The following is an 18,465-nucleotide window of genomic DNA, read 5'->3' as shown; positions in this document are numbered from 1 at the left end:
TATATTTGATAAAGAGGTGATACAGATGGCTTTCTTTAACAAAGAAAAAGGCAAAAACAGCGATAAAAACAAAAACGTCATTCAAGGTGCGCTTGAGGACGCCGGTGCAGCTTTGAAAGACGATCCGCTTCAAGAAGCTGTTCAAAAGAAAAAAAACAACCGCTGACCATATAAAACGGGTAGGGCGAATGCTCTATCCGTTTTCCGTCTAATTTTTCCCTTTGACAGATCTTTTTATCTCTGATAACCTCTGAGTAGAATTGAATGATAAAAATCCTCACTCTTTCTCGGTGAGGTAGAGGTTGCGCTTGATGATGAGTCGCACATGCCAGGCTGATAAGGGGCCGCAAAACATGTGTTAAAGGCATCAGCGCCGAAGTGTAAAGAAAGCCGATCCTTCTTTATGCTGGGACTGTATCTGAATAAGTGCAGGACTGCCGCGTGCTTTTTCGCGGAGGGCTATCCGGAGATCAAGGGTGTGTGTTTCTTTAAGCATGGACTTTTGTTCAGGCTTTTTTTGCGTGTAAATATGGTCTCGGGGTCTGGTCCGTACGAATGAACAACCAGGAGGTACAGGAATGGAACAGACGAAAAAATGGGGTTTTTGGTTATTAACGGCATTTGTCGTAGGAAATATGGTAGGCTCGGGCATCTTTTCCCTTCCGAGCACGCTCGCAAAAATCGCGAGTCCGTTCGGCGCTACATCGGCATGGCTTTTAACGGGAGCCGGTGTGTTAATGATCGCGCTTGTCTTCGGTCACTTATCCATCCGCAAGCCTGAGCTGACGGCGGGGCCGCAAAGCTATGCGAGAGCGCTGTTCAGCGATCGGAAAAAAGGGAACGCAGCCGGATTCACGATGGTGTGGGGCTACTGGGTGGCGAGCTGGATCAGCAACGTGGCGATCATCACCAGCCTTGCCGGATATTTAACTTCTTTTTTCCCGATTTTAACGGATAAGCGTGAAATGTTTTCAATCGGCGGTCAGGCGGTTACACTTGGCCAGCTGCTGACGTTTGCCGTATGTACGGTTTTATTATGGGGCACTCACACGATTCTCGTCTCCAGCATGAACGGTGCGAGTAAATTAAATTTCGTTACGACGTTTTCAAAAGTATTAGGATTTATCTTCTTTATCATTGCAGGTTTGTTTGTATTTCAAACGTCGTTTTTCGATCATTTTTATTTTCCGGTTCAAACAGGTCCTCACACGGTTGAGGGAATCGGCGGTCAGGTCCACAATGCGGCGATTTCAACATTATGGGCGTTCGTCGGAATTGAATCGGCAGTCATCTTATCCGGGCGCGCCCGTTCGCAGCGCGACGTGAAACGCGCCACCATTACCGGCTTATTGATTGCGCTCAGCATCTATATTATCGTGACATTGATTACGATGGGCGTGCTTCCGCATGGTAAGCTTGTCGGCTCGGAAAAACCGTTTGTTGACGTCTTATACGCGATCGTCGGCAATGCGGGAAGCATCATCATGGCGATTTTGGCGATCCTCTGTCTGTTCGGGACGATGCTCGGCTGGATTCTTCTCGGCTCTGAAGTTCCGTATCAAGCCGCGAAATCAGGAGACTTTCCCGCCGCTTTTGCAAAAACGAATAAACAGGGAAGCCCGGTTGTGTCGTTAATCGTCACGAACGTGATGTCACAGATCTTTATCTTTTCGGTTATTTCCCGGACAATCAGTGACGCGTTTACGTTTCTAACAACGGCGGCGACACTCGCTTACCTGATTCCGTATCTCATATCAGCGTTTTACAGCCTGAAGCTCGTGCTGACGGGTGAAACGTATGACGAAATCAAGGGTTCAAGAGTGAAGGACGGTTTCATCGCCATCCTTGCCTGCATTTATTCTTTTTACGTCATTATTACGGGAACGGCCGATTTAACGACCTTTATTCTCGGGATCGGACTGTTTTTCGTCGGTTTGCTGTTATATCCTTTCGTTTCAAAGAAATTTGCAAACAACAGACAACCCGTATAAAAAAAAAGACATCTCACGTCTGTGGGATGTCTTTTTTGGCGTCAGCGGATTACTTTTTGACGGCGTGTATATAATGAATGGTCTCGAATGCGGTTAAATGGTCAGTGCGCCCGCTGAAAAAACGGTCATTGATTACCGTTGGAGATAAATGTTCATAAATAAGCAAGCCTGATGCTTCTAACAGCTTTTCAATTTCTTTATAGCTGAAACACGACAGCATCGGTTCTCCGCCTGCCGCAGCCATTTTCACCATGTTCTCCACTCTGTTTGACAGTCCTTTTTCTTCAAAGAGCGACTCATCCGCATAATCAAACACGACAGAGCTGCCGGGCGGGACTTCGGCAAATAATTGTGTAAGCAGGCGGGCCAGATGCTTTTTCGTAAGATAATATGACACACCGAGCAGGCTGAAAAAGGTTTTTTGGCGGGAAAAACCTTCCTGATTCAGTCGGCTGAAAGAAAGCGGAGCCGTAAAGTCCATCGGCGCAAAATGAAGACGGCTCGGGATATCGCGCTCAAGACGTGTTAATCTGTTTAATTTGTCTTCCTGTGAAGCGCGGAGATCCACTTCAAAGATGTCTAAGCTGTTTGTCACCTCGGGATGCCTGAAACAGAAAGTATCCAGCCCTGCGCCGAGGATGACATACTGTTTGGCCCCGAGCTTCACTTCATTCAGGAGCACTTCTTCACAATATGCCGCACGGGCTAACGGTATAGGAGACAGCTGAACTTGAGTCACCCATTTTAAGATGTCATCCGGTTTGCCTTGAAGCTTCCGGGCCATGTCTTTGCTGAAAAATGATATACCTTGAATCAAATGATCGCTGATGTCCGACAGCTCTTTTTCAGATAAAAGATCTTGTGCCAAGAAATCATCAAATATCACCGGTGTGTCGTATTTACTGTGGTACGCCCTTACGAAAGCCGACAGCAGGGAAGTCATACTCGCTTTATTTTCTCTCATATTAAAGATCCTCCGTTATTTACATCAATCTCCGGCCGGGAGAATCTCATTATACATGTTAATCCAAAAATGTAAATTATAGCATAAATAAATTTTTTGTCAAGTTTTTGGCGTCATAAAAAGCCGCTGTGACAGCGGCTCCCGGGTTACTTTGTTAAGCTTTTTGTGATGTAGTCGAGCTGGCCTTCGAGTGAGATCGGGTCTGAGAAATAGAAGCCGATCGGATCAATGTGATAGACATGGTTTTGCTTGACGGCATCGAGATTCTTCCAGATTGAACTGTCAAGCACGCCTTTGTCGTCACCGCCGGCCTGCCATGGCCCCATAAAGATATAGTCTCCCGCGAAGTCAGGCAGTTTTTCAAGTGAAATGCTGGCGTAGCCCGGTCCTTGATTTATGGCTTTTTCCTGCGTCAGTTTTGTGGCTTTCAGCCCGAGTTTGTCATAAATGATGCTTCCGCCGCGGCCGAAGTCTTTACCGAATACATAGATGTCTTTTCCATTTGTCTGCATGATGGAGATGGTTTTTGAGCCGACCGCTTTTTGAACTTTTGTTTTAGCGGCAGCGGTTTTCTTATCCCATTCAGCCAGCCATTTATCTGCTTTATCTTCAGTGCCTGTCATTTTCGCAAACTCTTTGAATTGATCAATGTTGCTGAGCTTGTCATATTTAATGGCGATGGTCGGCGCGATTTTTTCCAGTTTTTCAATATCGGCGCCTTGTGTCGTCCAGACAACGATTAAATCAGGCTTTAAGTCAATGATTTTCTCAACGGACGTGCCGTCGCCGATGTTTGTCACACCGTTTGTTTTCCCTTTGTAATAAGGGTTTTTAAATACGTTTTGCGGCGCGCCGACAACATTGATGCCGAGCTGTTTGAAGTCGCCGTAGTAGCCGTCAGCCATGACGACGACACGTTTCGGGTGCTTCGGAATTTTAATATTGCCGTTTTCGGCTTTATAAGTGACGGTTTCTCCTTTTTCAGAAGAGCCTTTCGTGTCTGAAGAATTTCCGCATGCGGCCAAAGCGGCGATGAGCAGCACGGCAATCAGCGCAGCGCCGATTTTCTTGTATGTATGGAACATCTGACATTCCTTCTTTCATAAAAAATAGTGATAAAGAGAATCATTATCAGTGTGATTATATCACTGCTTTTATAGAGAAGCACGCTCTTTTTGAAGAAAAGCTTTCTTTTATGATATGAAATTAGGTCTATTAAAAGAGAAGATAATAGTGCTATACTGAAACAAGTCATTGATAATCATTATCATTACCATTCTTGTTTTGAGAAAGGAAGAACGAGTGTTGGGTCTATTAAAAAAGAAGCAGACAATGACGGCTCAAGGGGCATCAGGGAGCGAAATCCAGTGGACGGCGCGTTCATTCCGGGCGGCTGTGCTGCTGTGTGCCGGTATTGCGGTTTTATTGATCGGCGCGGCCTTGTCTGTTTCCATCGGAGCTGCCGATATTCATCTGCGGACGGTGTGGGATGCTCTCTTTCACTTTCAGCCGCAAAATACATCTCATCAAATCATACGCGATCTAAGGCTGCCGAGAACTGCCGCCGCCGCGCTCGTCGGGGCTTTTTTAGCTGTGTCCGGGGCGATCATGCAGGGGCTGACGCGGAACCCGCTTGCTGAGCCTTCCATTATGGGCGTGACGTCGGGGTCGGGATTTGCGATCGCTTTGGCATTTGCTTTTTTTCCGGGGCTCTCTGCCGCGGGGCTTGTTTTGTGGTCCTTTATGGGAGCGGGAATCGGGGCGCTCATTGTGTTTGGCATCGGCCTGTTTTCAAAAGGCGGGCTGACACCGGTGAAGCTCGCGCTGGCCGGTACGGCGGTCGGCTATTTCTTAACGGGGCTTTCAAGCGCGATTGCGATCCGTTTTGATGTCGCTCAGGATGTGAAGTTCTGGTATGCCGGAGGAGTCGCGTCCGTGAAATGGGAGGGCGTCCAGCTGCTTTTGGCAGTCGGCGTCATCGGGCTTTTGCTCGCATTTCTGATTGCGCGCTCAGTGACGGTGCTGAGCTTGGGTGAGGAGCTTGCGAAAGGGCTCGGGCAGTACACGGCGCTTGTGAAAGTCATCGGAATGGTTGTCGTTGTCCTTTTGACGGGGGCTTCAGTCTCAGTCGCCGGAGCCATTTCTTTTATCGGCTTGGTGATTCCGCACATCACCCGTTTTTTAGTCGGTGTAGATTACAGATGGATCATTCCTTGTTCGGCGGTATTCGGCGCCGTTTTGTTAGTCTTCAGTGACATTGCGGCAAGACTCGTCAATGCGCCGTTTGAAACACCGGTCGGCGCTTTAACGGCCCTTATCGGCGTTCCCTTTTTCTTTTATTTGGCGCGCAGGGAAAGGAGAGGGCTGTAATGAATGTGAAATCGAAAAAACCGCTCGCGGTTATAGCCGTTACGTTTTTGCTCATATGCATTGTCTTTTTTATCAGCTTAAATATGGGTGTGATCCGGATTGCGCCTTTCGATGCGTTACGTGTCTTTTTCGGACAGGGGGATGCCCGGGATCAGCTCGTTTTATTTGAATTCAGACTGCCGCGCATGGTGCTGTCATTACTGGTCGGGGCCGGAATCGCGGTTTCAGGCGCGATTTTTCAAAGCGTGTCTCAAAATGACTTGGCGGAGCCGGGCATTCTCGGTATCAACGCCGGAGCGTCTTTGGCGGTCGTTCTGTTTATCTTCTTTTTCCAAGGGTCCGCTGCTGATTTAAGCATGTTCAGTACATGGCTGCTTCCGGTGAGCGCTTTGGCGGGGGCTTTTCTGGCTGTGCTGCTCATCTATGTGCTCGCTTGGAAAAAAGGTGTTTCGCCTGTCCGGCTCATTTTGGTCGGGATCGGCGTCAATGCGGGGTTTAATGCGCTTCTCTTGATTTTTCAGCTGAAAATGGATCCGCGGGACTTCATGCAGGCGCTTGTATGGATTTCCGGTTCGATTTGGAATGCCAATTGGAAAATGGTGCTGTCCATTTTGCCGTGGCTGCTGGTTCTTTTGCCGTTCAGCCTCTATAAAGCGAGGTATTTAAACGTGCTCCAGCTCGGTGACCAGCTGGCGGCGGGACTCGGCACCCGGGTCGAAAAGGAACGGCGCATTCTGCTGTTTTCAGCCGCCGCCTTGGCCGCGTCATGTGTTGCGGCAGCCGGCGGAATCGCTTTTCTCGGATTGATTGCCCCGCATTTGGCCAGAAGGCTTACCGGGCCGCGCCATCAAACGCTTATTCCGGTTTCGGCTTTAATCGGCGCATTTTTATTTCTGCTCGCTGATACGCTGGCGAGAAATGTGCTTGCGCCGTCCGAGGTTCCGGTCGGCTTGGTGATTTCCGTGCTCGGAGCGCCGTATTTTGTCTATTTGCTGATGAAAACGAAATAGAGGAAGGAGACTGCCGCGATGAACTCATTATCGGCGGAACAGCTTACTGTCGGTTATGGAGACCGTCTGATAGCGAAAGAATTGGACATCGCCATACCGAAAGGAAAAATTACAACGCTGATCGGCCCAAACGGATGCGGAAAATCGACGGTTCTTAAGACGATGTCAAGAATCATGAAACCGAAATCCGGCGCCGTCTATTTAAACGGACAGGCGATCATGCAAAAATCCACGAAGGACATCGCCAAGGAAATGGCCATCCTTCCGCAGACGCCTGAAGCGCCGAGCGGGCTGACGGTATACGAACTTGTTTCTTACGGCAGGTTTCCGCATCAGTCCGGAATGGGCCGCTTGAGTGATAAAGACCGTGATATGATCAAGTGGGCGCTTGAAGAGACGGGGATGGCCGAATTTTACGACCGGCCGATCGAAGCGCTTTCCGGAGGACAGCGGCAGCGTGTGTGGATCGCCATGGCGCTCGCTCAGGAAACGGAGCTGCTGCTTCTTGATGAACCGACCACTTATTTAGATCTCGCCCATCAGCTTGAAATTCTGCAGCTGCTGGACAAATTAAACAAAGAGCAGGGGCGCACGATTTTAATGGTTATTCATGATCTGAACCATGCCGCCCGTTTTTCCCATTATATGATTGCGCTGAAAAAAGGGCGCGTCATCAAGGAAGGGACGGCGGAGGAAGTCATGACGCCCGGCATATTGAAAGACGTGTTTCAGATTGACGCACAGATCGTTAAAGATCCGCGCACGAACAAACCCGTCTGCTTGACATATGATTTAATCCGGCATGAAAATGCCACGGTATGACGGTAAAAACGCAGAACCATTTCGGTCTGCGTTTTTTTTATTGCGCCCGGGGCTGCTTTTGCCCGGAGACGCATTTATCCAAAACGAAAAAAACCCCCGCCACAATCAGCTCCTCGGTCGTTGACAGCCAAATCTTTTCAATCAGTTTATCCGTCGTATACGCGGTCATCCAGAGGAACAGCAGCTGAACGGTGCTGGCTAAAAGAAGAAAAGGCAGCCTGCCCGTCCTAAAAAAAGTAAAGCTATGTATCATCAGCCGCTCAAGCGGTTCAAAACATAAACCGAGAAGAATAAAAAGCACGGAAAAAAGCAGGACGTACGCCATTGATCCGTAGCTCGTCCCGGCTAATGAAAAAACGGTCATCATCACGATGAAATACCCGAATAATACGGCGGCCGCTGCCAGGGCATACCTGAGCACCTGGAGAAAAAACAATTTCGGCCCGTTTTGATTGATCATCTGCTCAGCTCCTTTTTACACAGAGGAGACTTGCAGAGACGGACTCTGCAAGTCGATGTGTGTCTTCAGCATTTCTTTTTGACGACAGGGTGTTTCTCTTTCGAAAGAATATCCGTAAAGTCTTTGCCCAGATCCAGATGCTGCTGGACGAATTTCTCAGGAAGCATGGCGAGCCATTGGTTCAGAGACACGTCGGCGTAGTGGTCATCCTTGAAGATTTCCAAGAAGACGAGCGGCTCATCCCCCAGGTTCTCTACATAATGGCCCATGGCGAACGGAACGTAGCCGACATCTCCGGCCTGATAGTTGAAAGTTCTCGCATGGCCGTCCGAAGCAAACACCGTCATTCGTCCTTTACCGGAAATATAATACTGCCATTCATGCGTATTCGGATGCCAATGCAGCTCTCTCATTGCGCCCGGTTCGACCACGACAAGCGCTGAAGCGATCGTTTTGGACACTTTGAAATTTGTGGAATCCGCAATATATACTTTGCCGCCGTCCGTTTCAGCAGTCGGACCTTCATCCAGCAGACGGTAGGTGAACGGGTAAGGCACCTCGCCGTTCGGTCCTTCCACAATGTCATCTTTCAGCTTGCCGGGAACAGGTTCTTCAAAGATATATTTTTCTTTCCCCGGCAGTCCGGCAAGGTCTTTTTCTGAAACCCCGAAGTTGCTGGCGATGACATCAAGCGGTGTGTGGGCAAGCCAGTCCGTTACTTGGAATGTGCTGTTTTCTGAGAATGAACCGTCATCAAAGACTAAAAGGAATTCACAGCCTTCTTTCAGCGCCTGAATGGAGTGCGGCAGGCCTGATGGGAAATACCACAGATCTCCTTCTTTCACGTCATCAATAAAACTGCGTCCCTGTTCATCAACAATTGTGACACGCGCTTTGCCCGTCAGCATATATGCCCATTCCGCTTCTTTATGCCAATGCAGCTCACGGATGGCGCCTGGTTTTAAACGCATGTTGACAGATGCGAGATTTTTAGAAATCGGCAGCTCGCGGACGGTTACCTCACGCGCGTATCCGCCCTTTTCCAGCCGGTTATGCACATCTGAGAAAGAGAATTTCATATTATCCACCGTGCCGTGATCCGTTTCCGGCGGCGTCAGCATATCCGGGTTTTGGCGGTCTCTTTCAAGGTTGCGCGGTATCGTGACGGTCGCTCCTTTGTCTCCTCTGATCGGCTGCGGGATATTGCAGTTGTTTTCTTTTGACATGTAAATCGTCTCCTCTCAAGCTTTGGTTTTCAGAAAGAGAATGTGAAAGGCCTTTCGTTTTCCCTTCTGCTTTGTTAAGTGATGCGTCCTGATGAAAAGTCAACTTCGTGTGAAAATTAATTTTTCATTTTCTGGTCTTTCAGCTCCGCCATCAGCTCGATCAGGGCGTCAAACTTCTTCTCAAACCGTGTGAGAAGATACATGGCAATCAGAGCCGGAAAGCCGAGATTGCCGATCTGTCTGACAACTTCTTCTATAAAAACCTGATCCATCACCAGCCACCTCCTGACTTGACCTGCAGTCATGTATATAAGTGAAAGAACGTGCTGCTCTTGTAAACCTGATATCCGGGCGAGAGTCTTTTTTTGTTCCGGCAAAACCGGGACATAAGGAGTGTGAAACCTTAGTCGGAAAGGAGTAGTTTACTTTTTTTTGCTTTCTTTCATTTAATTTAAATAGGAGGCGGTTTTATGGACTATCAAGTTCTTTTACGGTCAAAATGCAAGGAAATCATGAAACATCCGATCGTCAAACATTTCTTGAGTGACCCTAAGCATTACGAGAAATTTAAAAATGTGCTCGAACATTCAGACGAGAAGGATGCAAAATCACTGGACGAACATTTTAAGCAGTTTTATAAGGAAATCCGGATCATCAAATATATGAATTCTATGATCCGGATTTTCTCCATCGACTTTGACAAGCGCATCCGCAAAAATCAGAAGCGCTATCCGCTTACGGTGGATCAGCCGGAAGGAGGTGAAGCGCTTCCCTATGAAATGGGAAAAGACGCGTATGAAGAGTTTCTGCGGCAGCAGGGGGATTTGAGCCAGCATGTCCAAAACCGGGATTTATACGAAGCGCTCCAGACGTTAACCGATAAACAAAAAAGCGTGCTGACGAATATTTACCTTCACGGAGCGACAATGAAGGAGATTGCCGAGTCTCTGGGGGAATCACGGCAGAACATTTCCAATATTCATAAAAAGGGTCTCGACAATCTCAGAAAGCAGCTGGACAAGCAGAAAAAAGGGGGAAAATAAGCAGTGAACGGGCCATTTGACTTCAACAAGGGGAAAACAGATATCGACGAAATGGAACTCTTGATTTCGCGTTTTTCGCCAATGATAAAAAAAAAACTAAGCAATACGTCTTACCAGGAAAGAGAAGATCTGGAACAGGAATTGAAGATTAAAATCGTAGAGAAAGCGGACATGCTGTTATGCCAGGAAGTGCCGGGATTTTGGGAATTTATTCTTCATCTTATAAATGAAAGCTCCTGACAAAGCGGCGGGATGATTGGGATTCCGCTCTGACACCGCGAGAAAAACGAGAGGAGATGTCCGGTCTCGTTTTTCTTTTCTGTTTCCCCGCAAGACCTCCGCACTAAAAAAGTACCAAATCTTATCCATATAATGATATGATGAAAAAAACAAAGAGAAAGGAACGTCCAAGGTGGAAAATGCGTCAATTTTAATTGTAGACGATGAGAAGGCGATCGTTGATATGGTCAAGCGCGTTCTCGTCAAAGAAGGCTATCACAACATTAAGACAGCAGGCAGCGCAGAGGAAGCGATTGAGTTTGTTAAACATGAGACAGCGGATCTGCTCGTGCTGGATGTGATGATGGAAGGCATGTCCGGTTTTGAGGCATGCGCCGAAATCCGGAACTATACCGACGCTCCGATCTTTTTTCTGACTGCCCGGTCGTCTGATGCGGATAAGCTGTCAGGATTTGCATTGGGAGCTGACGATTATATAACAAAGCCGTTTAATCCGCTCGAATTGGCGGCGCGGATCAGGGCGACGTTGAAGAGAACTTATAAGCGCGAAGAGAAAACGTACTCATACAGCCATTTTTCCTATTCGCCGCAAAACGCCGAGCTGATTGTCGGGGGCGAGCCCGTCAGCTGCTCCGCACAGCTTCTGCAATTGCTTCAATATTTCTGTGAACATCCTGATGTGGTGCTCTCTAAAGACCAGATCTATGAAAAAGTATGGGGCTATCCGTCTTACGGCGACAACAACACCGTCATGGTTCACATCCGCAAGCTCAGAGAAAAGATTGAAAAAGACCCCAGCAATCCGTCCTATATTGTGACGGTGCGCGGCCTCGGTTATCGGTTTATTCCCGATCAAGGAGAAAAAGGAACCCGCTCATGAGAATGCGCGGAAAATTTCTGCTTCACTTTTTCGGTCAGCTGCTGCTTGTCATCCTGCTGATGTCCGTTTTGGCCGTCGCTTCTTTCTTCTATTTGGATTGGCGTTTCAGCGAAGCGGAAGCCAATGCGGGACTGACAAAAGCGACGGCAGACTCGTTTGAAGCGTGGCTTGATAAAAACGAAGACGGCACATGGGATGTCGATGAATTTTTAAAGATGTCTGTCAGAAAGCAGAAGGGCTGGCTGCAGATCATTAATGACAAAGAAAAAACGGACTACGCGTACAGAGTGCCGAAAGACGTCCCGAGCCATTACAGCAGAAAAGATCTCTTATCCATTTATCAGTATCGGAATTTTGACAACTATAAGCTGAACTACTGGACGGTCACGATTAATGATGAGACCTATCTGATTCTGTTCGGCTGGAAATCCGCCAGTGAGCAGCTTCTCACTTACATCGAGTCCCAGGAGCCATCCCTCGCTTCTCTTTCTCAATATAAAAAAAGCACGGTTGATTATATTAAACGGGAAAAAGGGGCGGTCTACCTTCTCGAAGACAGCGGCAGACTGCTCGGGGATATCAACAGCACAAAAAAAGAGCGGAACACTATCAATGAGCTTGAATTGCTGAAATACAATTCCAAACCGTGGAATTACAAGCGGGAAATTTCTTTTAAAAGGCTCGATAAAACGAAATGGATGGTCGCTTCTGTGCCGAACCCTGTGTACATTCCCGATCATGAGTTTAACAAGTCATTTCTGAGAAATGTGTTGAAAACCCTCTTCCTCTTGATTGGAATCTTAGTATTGATGATCTGCATCCTGACCATCTGGTACTCTTTCCGTTTCGGCTGGCCGCTGTTTCATACCATCAAATGGCTCGTCAATTTATCAAAGGGCCGGCTTGAAGAGCCGAAGAACCGCAAAGGACAGCCGGTCAGCAAAAACAAAAAAGGCAAAACAAAGCAGCCGTTCCGCTTTTTCGCTGAGATTTTCGAATCAATGGATCAGCTGACGGACACGCTGAAGCGGGATAAGAAAAACAGAGAAAAAATCCAGGCGACAAGGGAAGAGTGGATCGCCGGGCTGAGCCATGACTTGAAAACCCCGCTGAGCACGATTTACGGCTACAGCATGATGCTTGAATCGAAGCAATACGACTGGACCCCGGAAGAAGTCAAAGAAATGGGGCAGATCGTCCGGGAAAAATCAGAATATATGTCGAAGCTGATTGAGGACTTGAACTTGACATACCGTCTGAAAAACGCCGCCCTCCCGATCGAACGGCGCCTGATCAACGTCGTTCCGTTTATCAGAAACGTCACGAACGATTTCACGAAAAACACGTTCTCGGAAGGCTATGACATCGCCTTTGAAACCAAAAAGGAAGATATTCTTTTCGCCATTGATGAAGCATGGTTCCGCCGTATTCTGGAGAATCTGCTGGCAAACGCGGTAAAGCATAATAAGAAAGGGACCGCCATTCGGGTCGTGCTTGAGGAATCAGCAGAACAGCTCATTCTGAAGGTGAAAGATAACGGAAGAGGAATGGACGACGAAACGATTCACCAGCTGTTTAACCGTTATTACCGGGGAACGAATACGAAGGGGCCGTCAGAAGGAACTGGGCTCGGGCTCGCCATTGCCAAGGAGCTGGTTCACCTTCATAACGGAACCATTCATGTCAACAGCAGAATCAGCGCCGGAACGGTGATTACGATTCTTTTTAAGAAAGATTGAGTTTGGACGCCGCTTTGTCGGGAATAACATATAGAAGACTGACAAGCAAAAGAAGAGGTGTTCACACATGGAAGCAGCATTACGAGCAGATACGAGAGCAGTTATAGGAGAAGGCCCTTTATGGGATAAGGACAAGCAATGCCTGTACTGGGTGGATATACTGGGCAGCCAGCTCCATATTTTCACTCCGGCTGACGGAATCAACCGTTCCGTTAAATTCAAATCATTTGTCACGGCTCTGGCCTTGTATTCAAAGGAAGAGCTGGTGATGACGATGAAAGACGGATTTTACCTGTACAATCTCCGGGAAGACACATTGACGAAGATGAAGCAGCCGAAAGACATGCGGGAAGATATCCGTTTCAATGACGCCAAATGCGACCCGTCCGGAAGATTATGGGCGGGGACGACGAGCATGGAAGGCAAAGAAGAGGAGGCTTCGCTGTACCGTCTGAATACGGACGGCAGTCTTGCCAAAATAAAAGACCAGGTCTCCACTTCGAACGGTTTGGATTGGGATCGGGATCGAAACCTGATGTACTATATTGATACTCCGACGCAGGAAATCGTCTGTTATGCATACGATCCTGAAACCGGAGCCGTATCAGATCCGAAAACGGTCTACCGCTTTCCGGAGTCGCAAGGATCTCCCGACGGGATGACTATTGACCGTGACGGAATGCTGTGGGTGGCTCTGTTCGGAGGCGGCCGTGCCGTCCGGATTGACCCGTTTTCGCATAAGGAAATTGCATCTATTGAAGTTCCCGCAAAATACGTCACCTGCTGTGCGTTCGGAGGAAGGGAGCTCAACACATTATACATTACGACCGCGACGGAAAAATTGACGGAAGCCGAAAGACTTGAACAGCCGCATGCGGGCGGCCTGTTTTCCGCAGAGCTTGAGACAGGCGGCTGGGAGCCGGTTCCGTTTGCAGGCCTCATGTAAAAAAGCCCTGGCATATGGGAATGGTCCCATTGTGCCGGGCTTTTTTTGTTAAATGGAGCGGATGATGCCGCCTTCAACCCGCTGTGCGGTGCCGTTAATGGCAGATGCCGCAGCTGAAGCGAGAAATACAATCGTATTGGCGACTTCTTCCGGGGTCGCATAGCGCTGGATCAAAGATGTCGGTTCATTCACTTTAAAATAATCCCGAACGAAGCTGTCCGTATCTTCTCCGGCGGCCTTTGCGGCTCCTTCCATGTAAGAAGCGACGCCTTCGGTCCATGTCGGTCCAGGCAGCACAGAGTTTACCGTGACATTCGTGCCTTTTGTCATTTCCGCCATTCCCCGTGACAAGCTGATTAACGCCGTTTTCGTCATTGAATACGGAATCATTTGCGCAAGCGGTTTGACACCGGCTTCACTGGAGATGTTCAAAATCCGTCCGCTGTTTCTTTCAAGCATTTGCGGCAGAAAACGCCGGCACAGGCGCACAGCGCTCATGACATTCACTTCAAAATACCGGGTCCATTCGTCATCAGATACATCCGCGAAGTCCTTTACTTCGAAAAAACCGAGGTTATTAACGAGAATATCGACTTCCCCGATTCCGGCGGCGCGCTTAATCAGGTCATCGGCCTCCTCCTGGCGCGATAAATCTGCGGCGATGCCGTGAACCGTTCCGTAAGCGGAAAGCTCCTCGACCGTCCGTTCAACGGTTTCTTTTTTTCTTCCGTTTACAATCACCTCGGCGCCTTCGGTTAAAAAGCTTTTTGCCGCGGCTTTTCCGATGCCGGAAGTTGATCCTGTGATTAATACGAGTTTTCGTTCAAGCTGTAATTCCATGATGATCCTCCTTTTTACTCCATTGTGTAACAGTATACATGATAAATTTTAGTGTTTACGAATCATTTGCTTTCATGCAAAAAAGGCCGGATATACAAGCCTTCAAGACTTATAGTATAATTACTGCGAAAAAAGGATACGAATGTCAAGAAGACAATCGTTTACCATAATCAGGGGGAGTTAAAAGAATGAAGAAGATCACTGCCGTCTGGGCGGCGCTCTTTGTCACCGCCGTTGTGACCGCCGGCTGTTCCGGCGCGCAAGAAGAAGGAAGCGCGGCCAAACAAAAAGCCGTTTCAACCGAGGCGTTCCCGGTAACCATCAAGGATGCCGCAAATGACAAAGTAACCATGAAGCAGGCGCCCGAAAAAATCGTCTCCCTCATGCCGAGCAATACGGAAATTACATACGCGCTCGGACTGGGAGATAAGGTCGCAGGCGTCACGACAAATGATACATATCCGAAAGAAGCTGCAAAAAAACCGAAAGTCGGAGATATGAATGTAAACGCTGAGAAAGTCATCGCGCTGAAGCCGGATCTCGTGCTGGCCCACGCGTCCTCAATGTCTGCTTCCGCCGATGCGATGAAGCAGTTAAAAGATGCGGGCATCACCGTCTTAACGGTCAATGATGCGCAATCGTTCCAAGACGTGTACAAATCAATCAGTATGATCGGAAAAGCAGCCGGCAAAGAAAAGCAGGCGGACAAGCTGATCAAAAAGATGAAATCCGACCTTTCCGGCATAGAAAAGAAAGCGGCGGCGATTTCTGAAAAAGATGAAAAGAAAGTATTCGTCGAGGTTTCTCCTGACGGCTATACAACGGGAAAGGGCACGTTTATGAACGAAATGCTTGAAGATATACATGCGAAAAACGCCGCCGGCAGCCAGACCGGCTGGGTGCAGCTGACGGATGAAGCGATTGTCAAAATGAATCCGGACGTCATCATTACGACAGACGGCGTAAAGGCTGCTGAAGTGGAAAAACGCGCCGGCTGGGGTGCCGTCAATGCGGTCAAACACCACAACGTCTATTCTGTTGATCCTGACCTTGTCACACGCTCAGGCCCGCGCCTTGTAAAAGGGGTCGAGAAGCTTGCGGAAAGCGTTTATCCTGAAACGTTTAAAAAGTAACCGGCCGCTTGCTTACGCGGTCAGCCTGCTGTTTTTAGCCGTTTGTGCGGCGCTTGGCATTTCAATCGGCAGTCTGCATATTCCTTTATCCGACGTTTTTTGGATCGGGGTCGGCCGGACATCCTCGGCTGACCCTATGAATGTCAATATTATGATGAATATCCGCCTGCCGAGAGTCGTTCTGGCCGCCCTTGTCGGAGCCGCGTTATCTATTGCGGGAGCGGCGTTTCAGGGACTTCTGAAAAATCCGCTCGCCGACCCTTATACACTCGGGGTGTCTTCGGGAGCTTCGGCGGGAGCCGTGATCACCTTGTTTTTCGGCCTCCAGATTCCCGTCATCGGCCGGTTCACACTTCCGGTTGTCAGCATCGCCGCAGCCATTGCGGTCATGGCGGCGGTTCTGTTTTTCAGCCGTCTCGTTCATGCGTCGATGTCTGTTTCGACGCTCATTTTGACAGGCATCATCATGAATTCTTTTCTCGGAGCTCTCATTTCGCTTGTGATCGCTTTAACGGGAAATGACCTGCTCCCGATTGTGCGCTGGCTGTTAGGAAGCGTGTCAATGAGGGGCTGGGGCTATGTCGCGCTGTTTCTGCCTTTTTTTCTGGCCGGGACGGCGCTTCTGCTTATCAATGGCAGAGAATTAAACATTATGACTTATGGAGAAGAAAAGGCAAGGCTGTTAGGCGTCAGTACGGGAAAAAGAAAACTGCTGATGATCGCTGCCGGATCTCTGCTGACGGGAGGAGCGGTTGCCGTATCGGGGACAATCGGATTTGTCGGCCTTGTCATTCCCCATGTGACACGGCTTTTATGGGGAACGGATCATCGCCATTTACTCCCGCTGTCAGCATTGACGGGCGCCGGTTTTCTCATTTTGGCTGATTTGTTTTCCCGCACCGTCATTGAACCTGTCGAATTGCCGATCGGCATTATGACGGCTTTGGCGGGAGCGCCTGTATTTGCCTTGATTCTGCTTCGCCAGCATCATGGAGGGAAACGCTTATGATCAGGGTGAGCGGCCTGTCCGGCGGGTACGGAGGCCGGATGATAGTAGAGGATGTCAGCTTTACCGCCGGAAAGGGTGAATTTGTCGGCATACTCGGTCCGAACGGCTCAGGAAAAACAACGCTGATGAAATTGCTGACGGGGATGCTTTCTCCGTCAAAAGGCGAGGTGCTTGTCGCAGGCAGGCCCGCGGGCAGATACAAGCCGCGGGAGCTTGCGAAAATCATGGCCGTTTTGCCGCAGCATACGGAGCAAGCCTTTTCATTTACCGTGAAGGAAACGGTGTCTTTCGGCAGATACCCGTATCAAAAGGGGCTCTTCAGACAGATGGATCACCATGACGAAGACATTGTCCGGGAAGCGATGGAAATGACCGGCATCGACCGATATGCGCAGCAACCCGTCCGCAATCTGAGCGGCGGGGAGCGGCAGCGCGTCTTTCTGGCGCAGGCGCTGGCTCAGCAGCCTGAGGTGCTGTGTCTGGATGAGCCGACGACATTTCTTGATCTCAAATATCAAAAAGACCTGCTTGATACGGTGAAGCGGCTGACGAGAGAAAGCGGCCTGACGGTCATCAGTATTTTTCACGACCTCAACGCCGCAGGACAATACTGTGATCAGCTCCTGATGATGAAAGACGGACGCGCTTTTTCGAAGCAGACGCCGGATCAGGCTTTGAAAAAAGAAACGATTGAAGACATTTACGGCATCACCGTCAATGCTGTCGGCCAAAAAGCGTCACCGAAACCGCTGATCGCCTTCATGCCGGAAGTGCGGGAGGAAAGAGAGTCCGCCAGCGTTCCGTTCGCCTCTTTGATAAACAAAAGCGGAAATACCGTAACGCTTCAAACAGACCGTCCGTTCAGAATGTTGTCAACCGCATCTGACGGCTCAGGCTTTTCGTGGAGCCGCCGGCTTACCGGATCAGCGGCGGCTGGTTTTGTCTGCCGGACGTTTGATTCGATAACGATTGCCGTGACCGCCAGGCACACCGTTTGGGCGCTCATCAGCGGCCGCTTATCTGAACAAGGATTTGTACGGCTGTTAACGGCAGCAACGGAAGCGAGAATGCAGGCTCTTTCCGGCAGACAGGCAAACGGCGACATTGTCATTTGTGCCTGGCAGACAGGAAAGGTAATGGACGTCCGCCATGCGGAAAAAGCTGTGAGAAGAGGAACCGCGGCATGTGTAAAAGCGGCGGAAGAAGGAGGAACAGAACGATGAAGCTGTATACGAAAACCGGCGATAAAGGACAGACAAGCCTGATCGGCGGCAGAACGGATAAAGACAGTCTGCGGGTTGAGAGCTACGGGACGATCGATGAGCTGAACAGCTTTATCGGGCTTGCGCTTGCGGAGCTTGATGATTGTGAGAATTGCGGTGATCTGAAAGCCGAACTCAGAAACATTCAGCATGAGCTGTTTGACTGCGGCGGCGACTTGGCGACTGTCACGGAGAATAAGAGCTATACATTAAGAGAGAAATCTATTACCGTGCTGGAAGCCTGCATAGACCGTTATACCGCTGAAGCGCCTCCGCTTGAAAAATTTATTCTTCCGGGCGGGCATAAGGCGGCTGCTCAGCTTCACATTGCCAGGACCGTCACAAGACGGGCGGAGCGTCTCATCGTGAAACTTGGCAGAACAGAAGAGATAAATGACACGGTGATGCTTTACTTGAACCGCCTGTCTGATTATTTTTTCGCGGCGGCAAGAGCAGTCAACGCAAGACATGGCGTGAAAGATATAGAGTATGAAAGAAGCGCCGCAGTATTCCGTGAAGATGAATAACGT

General features: G+C 49.1%; 20 protein-coding genes and 1 riboswitch. Of the genes, 14 read left to right on the top strand and 6 right to left on the bottom strand.

Annotated elements, in window-relative coordinates; genetic code table 11:
- Positions 1-25: 25 nt before the first annotated feature.
- Positions 26-166: a small acid-soluble spore protein SspJ gene (sspJ, locus tag AD710_RS04240; RefSeq protein ID WP_007410034.1), complete on the top strand. Its 141-nt coding sequence runs from the start codon at positions 26-28 to the stop codon at positions 164-166.
- A gap of 122 nt (positions 167-288) precedes the next feature.
- A riboswitch (Lysine riboswitch) is annotated at positions 289-470 on the top strand.
- A 108-nt stretch (positions 471-578) separates the two neighbouring features.
- A complete protein-coding gene (locus AD710_RS04235) occupies positions 579-1,991 on the top strand; it encodes an amino acid permease (protein ID WP_016937949.1) in 1,413 nt (470 codons plus the stop codon).
- Between the two features lie 49 nt (positions 1,992-2,040).
- Here the strand turns inward: AD710_RS04235 and AD710_RS04230 are convergent, their stop codons facing one another.
- Positions 2,041-2,955: a class I SAM-dependent methyltransferase gene (locus AD710_RS04230; RefSeq protein ID WP_049627352.1), complete on the bottom strand. Its 915-nt coding sequence runs from the start codon at positions 2,953-2,955 to the stop codon at positions 2,041-2,043.
- A 146-nt stretch (positions 2,956-3,101) separates the two neighbouring features.
- On the bottom strand, positions 3,102-4,040 hold the full coding sequence (locus AD710_RS04225; RefSeq protein WP_049627351.1) for an iron-hydroxamate ABC transporter substrate-binding protein: 939 nt from the start codon (positions 4,038-4,040) through the stop codon (positions 3,102-3,104).
- Between the two features lie 247 nt (positions 4,041-4,287).
- On the opposite strand from AD710_RS04225, the gene AD710_RS04220 reads away from it, so the two are divergent.
- The 3 genes from AD710_RS04220 to AD710_RS04210 are packed head-to-tail and all read left to right on the top strand — an operon-like array spanning position 4,288 to position 7,157.
- Entirely contained in the window at positions 4,288-5,325 is a 1,038-nt protein-coding gene (locus AD710_RS04220) for a FecCD family ABC transporter permease (RefSeq protein ID WP_173363133.1), read from the top strand.
- Positions 5,325-6,335: a FecCD family ABC transporter permease gene (locus AD710_RS04215; protein ID WP_016937953.1), complete on the top strand. Its 1,011-nt coding sequence runs from the start codon at positions 5,325-5,327 to the stop codon at positions 6,333-6,335. Before AD710_RS04220 ends, AD710_RS04215 begins: the two co-directional genes overlap by 1 nt.
- 18 nt (positions 6,336-6,353) lie before the next feature.
- Positions 6,354-7,157, top strand: a complete 804-nt coding sequence (locus tag AD710_RS04210) for an ABC transporter ATP-binding protein (protein ID WP_012118422.1) — start codon at positions 6,354-6,356, stop codon at positions 7,155-7,157.
- Positions 7,158-7,194: 37 nt separating this feature from the next.
- On the opposite strand, the gene AD710_RS04205 is transcribed toward AD710_RS04210, so the two are convergent.
- The 3 genes from AD710_RS04205 to AD710_RS18935 all read right to left on the bottom strand — a co-directional run bounded on the left by AD710_RS04205 (position 7,195) and on the right by AD710_RS18935 (position 9,115).
- Positions 7,195-7,617, bottom strand: coding sequence for a regulatory YrvL family protein (locus AD710_RS04205; RefSeq protein WP_049627350.1), 423 nt, complete (start codon positions 7,615-7,617; stop codon positions 7,195-7,197).
- Positions 7,618-7,682: 65 nt separating this feature from the next.
- Complete coding sequence (locus tag AD710_RS04200) at positions 7,683-8,843, bottom strand: oxalate decarboxylase family bicupin (RefSeq protein WP_016937955.1); 1,161 nt, start codon at positions 8,841-8,843, stop codon at positions 7,683-7,685.
- Between the two features lie 116 nt (positions 8,844-8,959).
- On the bottom strand, positions 8,960-9,115 hold the full coding sequence (locus AD710_RS18935; protein WP_016937956.1) for a YvrJ family protein: 156 nt from the start codon (positions 9,113-9,115) through the stop codon (positions 8,960-8,962).
- 240 nt (positions 9,116-9,355) lie between these two features.
- Here AD710_RS18935 and AD710_RS04195 point away from each other — a divergent pair, with 240 nt between their 5' ends.
- From AD710_RS04195 to AD710_RS04175, 5 genes are all read left to right on the top strand, one after another.
- A complete protein-coding gene (locus tag AD710_RS04195) occupies positions 9,356-9,886 on the top strand; it encodes a sigma-70 family RNA polymerase sigma factor (protein ID WP_095241447.1) in 531 nt (176 codons plus the stop codon).
- Positions 9,887-9,889: 3 nt separating this feature from the next.
- Complete coding sequence (gene rsoA, locus AD710_RS04190; protein ID WP_016937958.1) at positions 9,890-10,126, top strand: sigma-O factor regulator RsoA; 237 nt, start codon at positions 9,890-9,892, stop codon at positions 10,124-10,126.
- A 172-nt stretch (positions 10,127-10,298) separates the two neighbouring features.
- Entirely contained in the window at positions 10,299-11,006 is a 708-nt protein-coding gene (locus AD710_RS04185) for a response regulator transcription factor (RefSeq protein WP_016937959.1), read from the top strand.
- Positions 11,003-12,745, top strand: coding sequence for a HAMP domain-containing sensor histidine kinase (locus tag AD710_RS04180; protein ID WP_049627349.1), 1,743 nt, complete (start codon positions 11,003-11,005; stop codon positions 12,743-12,745). Before AD710_RS04185 ends, AD710_RS04180 begins: the two co-directional genes overlap by 4 nt.
- Before the next feature lie 67 nt (positions 12,746-12,812).
- A complete protein-coding gene (locus AD710_RS04175; RefSeq protein WP_045925977.1) occupies positions 12,813-13,691 on the top strand; it encodes an SMP-30/gluconolactonase/LRE family protein in 879 nt (292 codons plus the stop codon).
- A 48-nt stretch (positions 13,692-13,739) separates the two neighbouring features.
- Here AD710_RS04175 and AD710_RS04170 read toward each other — a convergent pair whose 3' ends face one another.
- Positions 13,740-14,531, bottom strand: coding sequence for an SDR family NAD(P)-dependent oxidoreductase (locus AD710_RS04170; protein WP_016937962.1), 792 nt, complete (start codon positions 14,529-14,531; stop codon positions 13,740-13,742).
- A gap of 188 nt (positions 14,532-14,719) precedes the next feature.
- Here AD710_RS04170 and AD710_RS04165 point away from each other — a divergent pair, with 188 nt between their 5' ends.
- Genes AD710_RS04165 through AD710_RS04150 form a run of 4 tightly spaced genes read left to right on the top strand, consistent with a single transcriptional unit; the run spans position 14,720 to position 18,462 of the window.
- Positions 14,720-15,664 (top strand): ABC transporter substrate-binding protein, encoded by a 945-nt coding sequence (locus AD710_RS04165; protein WP_049627348.1) that lies wholly within the window; start codon positions 14,720-14,722, stop codon positions 15,662-15,664.
- Entirely contained in the window at positions 15,627-16,673 is a 1,047-nt protein-coding gene (locus AD710_RS04160) for a FecCD family ABC transporter permease (protein ID WP_049627347.1), read from the top strand. Before AD710_RS04165 ends, AD710_RS04160 begins: the two co-directional genes overlap by 38 nt.
- Positions 16,670-17,896 carry an ABC transporter ATP-binding protein gene (locus AD710_RS04155; protein WP_049627346.1) on the top strand — a complete coding sequence of 409 codons (1,227 nt, stop codon included), beginning with the start codon at positions 16,670-16,672 and terminating at the stop codon, positions 17,894-17,896. Before AD710_RS04160 ends, AD710_RS04155 begins: the two co-directional genes overlap by 4 nt.
- On the top strand, positions 17,893-18,462 hold the full coding sequence (locus AD710_RS04150) for a cob(I)yrinic acid a,c-diamide adenosyltransferase (RefSeq protein WP_049627345.1): 570 nt from the start codon (positions 17,893-17,895) through the stop codon (positions 18,460-18,462). Before AD710_RS04155 ends, AD710_RS04150 begins: the two co-directional genes overlap by 4 nt.
- Positions 18,463-18,465: the final 3 nt, after the last annotated feature.

The sequence above is a fragment of the Bacillus sp. JFL15 genome (assembly GCF_001184225.1).
Classification (GTDB): Bacteria; Bacillota; Bacilli; order Bacillales; family Bacillaceae; genus Bacillus; species Bacillus siamensis.
This window is presented reverse-complemented; position numbering and strand designations above follow the sequence as displayed.

Coding starts and splice junctions, on each gene's coding strand:
- AD710_RS04215 (WP_016937953.1), top strand. CDS start 5,325: ATGAATGTGAAATCGAAAAAACCGCTCGCGGTTATAGCCGTTACGTTT.
- AD710_RS04210 (WP_012118422.1), top strand. CDS start 6,354: ATGAACTCATTATCGGCGGAACAGCTTACTGTCGGTTATGGAGACCGT.
- AD710_RS04200 (WP_016937955.1), bottom strand. CDS start 8,843: ATGTCAAAAGAAAACAACTGCAATATCCCGCAGCCGATCAGAGGAGAC.
- AD710_RS18935 (WP_016937956.1), bottom strand. CDS start 9,115: ATGGATCAGGTTTTTATAGAAGAAGTTGTCAGACAGATCGGCAATCTC.
- AD710_RS04220 (WP_173363133.1), top strand. CDS start 4,288: ATGACGGCTCAAGGGGCATCAGGGAGCGAAATCCAGTGGACGGCGCGT.
- AD710_RS04175 (WP_045925977.1), top strand. CDS start 12,813: ATGGAAGCAGCATTACGAGCAGATACGAGAGCAGTTATAGGAGAAGGC.
- AD710_RS04165 (WP_049627348.1), top strand. CDS start 14,720: ATGAAGAAGATCACTGCCGTCTGGGCGGCGCTCTTTGTCACCGCCGTT.
- AD710_RS04195 (WP_095241447.1), top strand. CDS start 9,356: ATGAAACATCCGATCGTCAAACATTTCTTGAGTGACCCTAAGCATTAC.
- AD710_RS04235 (WP_016937949.1), top strand. CDS start 579: ATGGAACAGACGAAAAAATGGGGTTTTTGGTTATTAACGGCATTTGTC.
- AD710_RS04180 (WP_049627349.1), top strand. CDS start 11,003: ATGAGAATGCGCGGAAAATTTCTGCTTCACTTTTTCGGTCAGCTGCTG.
- AD710_RS04170 (WP_016937962.1), bottom strand. CDS start 14,531: ATGGAATTACAGCTTGAACGAAAACTCGTATTAATCACAGGATCAACT.
- AD710_RS04225 (WP_049627351.1), bottom strand. CDS start 4,040: ATGTTCCATACATACAAGAAAATCGGCGCTGCGCTGATTGCCGTGCTG.
- AD710_RS04230 (WP_049627352.1), bottom strand. CDS start 2,955: ATGAGAGAAAATAAAGCGAGTATGACTTCCCTGCTGTCGGCTTTCGTA.
- AD710_RS04205 (WP_049627350.1), bottom strand. CDS start 7,617: ATGATCAATCAAAACGGGCCGAAATTGTTTTTTCTCCAGGTGCTCAGG.
- AD710_RS04150 (WP_049627345.1), top strand. CDS start 17,893: ATGAAGCTGTATACGAAAACCGGCGATAAAGGACAGACAAGCCTGATC.
- AD710_RS04155 (WP_049627346.1), top strand. CDS start 16,670: ATGATCAGGGTGAGCGGCCTGTCCGGCGGGTACGGAGGCCGGATGATA.
- sspJ (WP_007410034.1), top strand. CDS start 26: ATGGCTTTCTTTAACAAAGAAAAAGGCAAAAACAGCGATAAAAACAAA.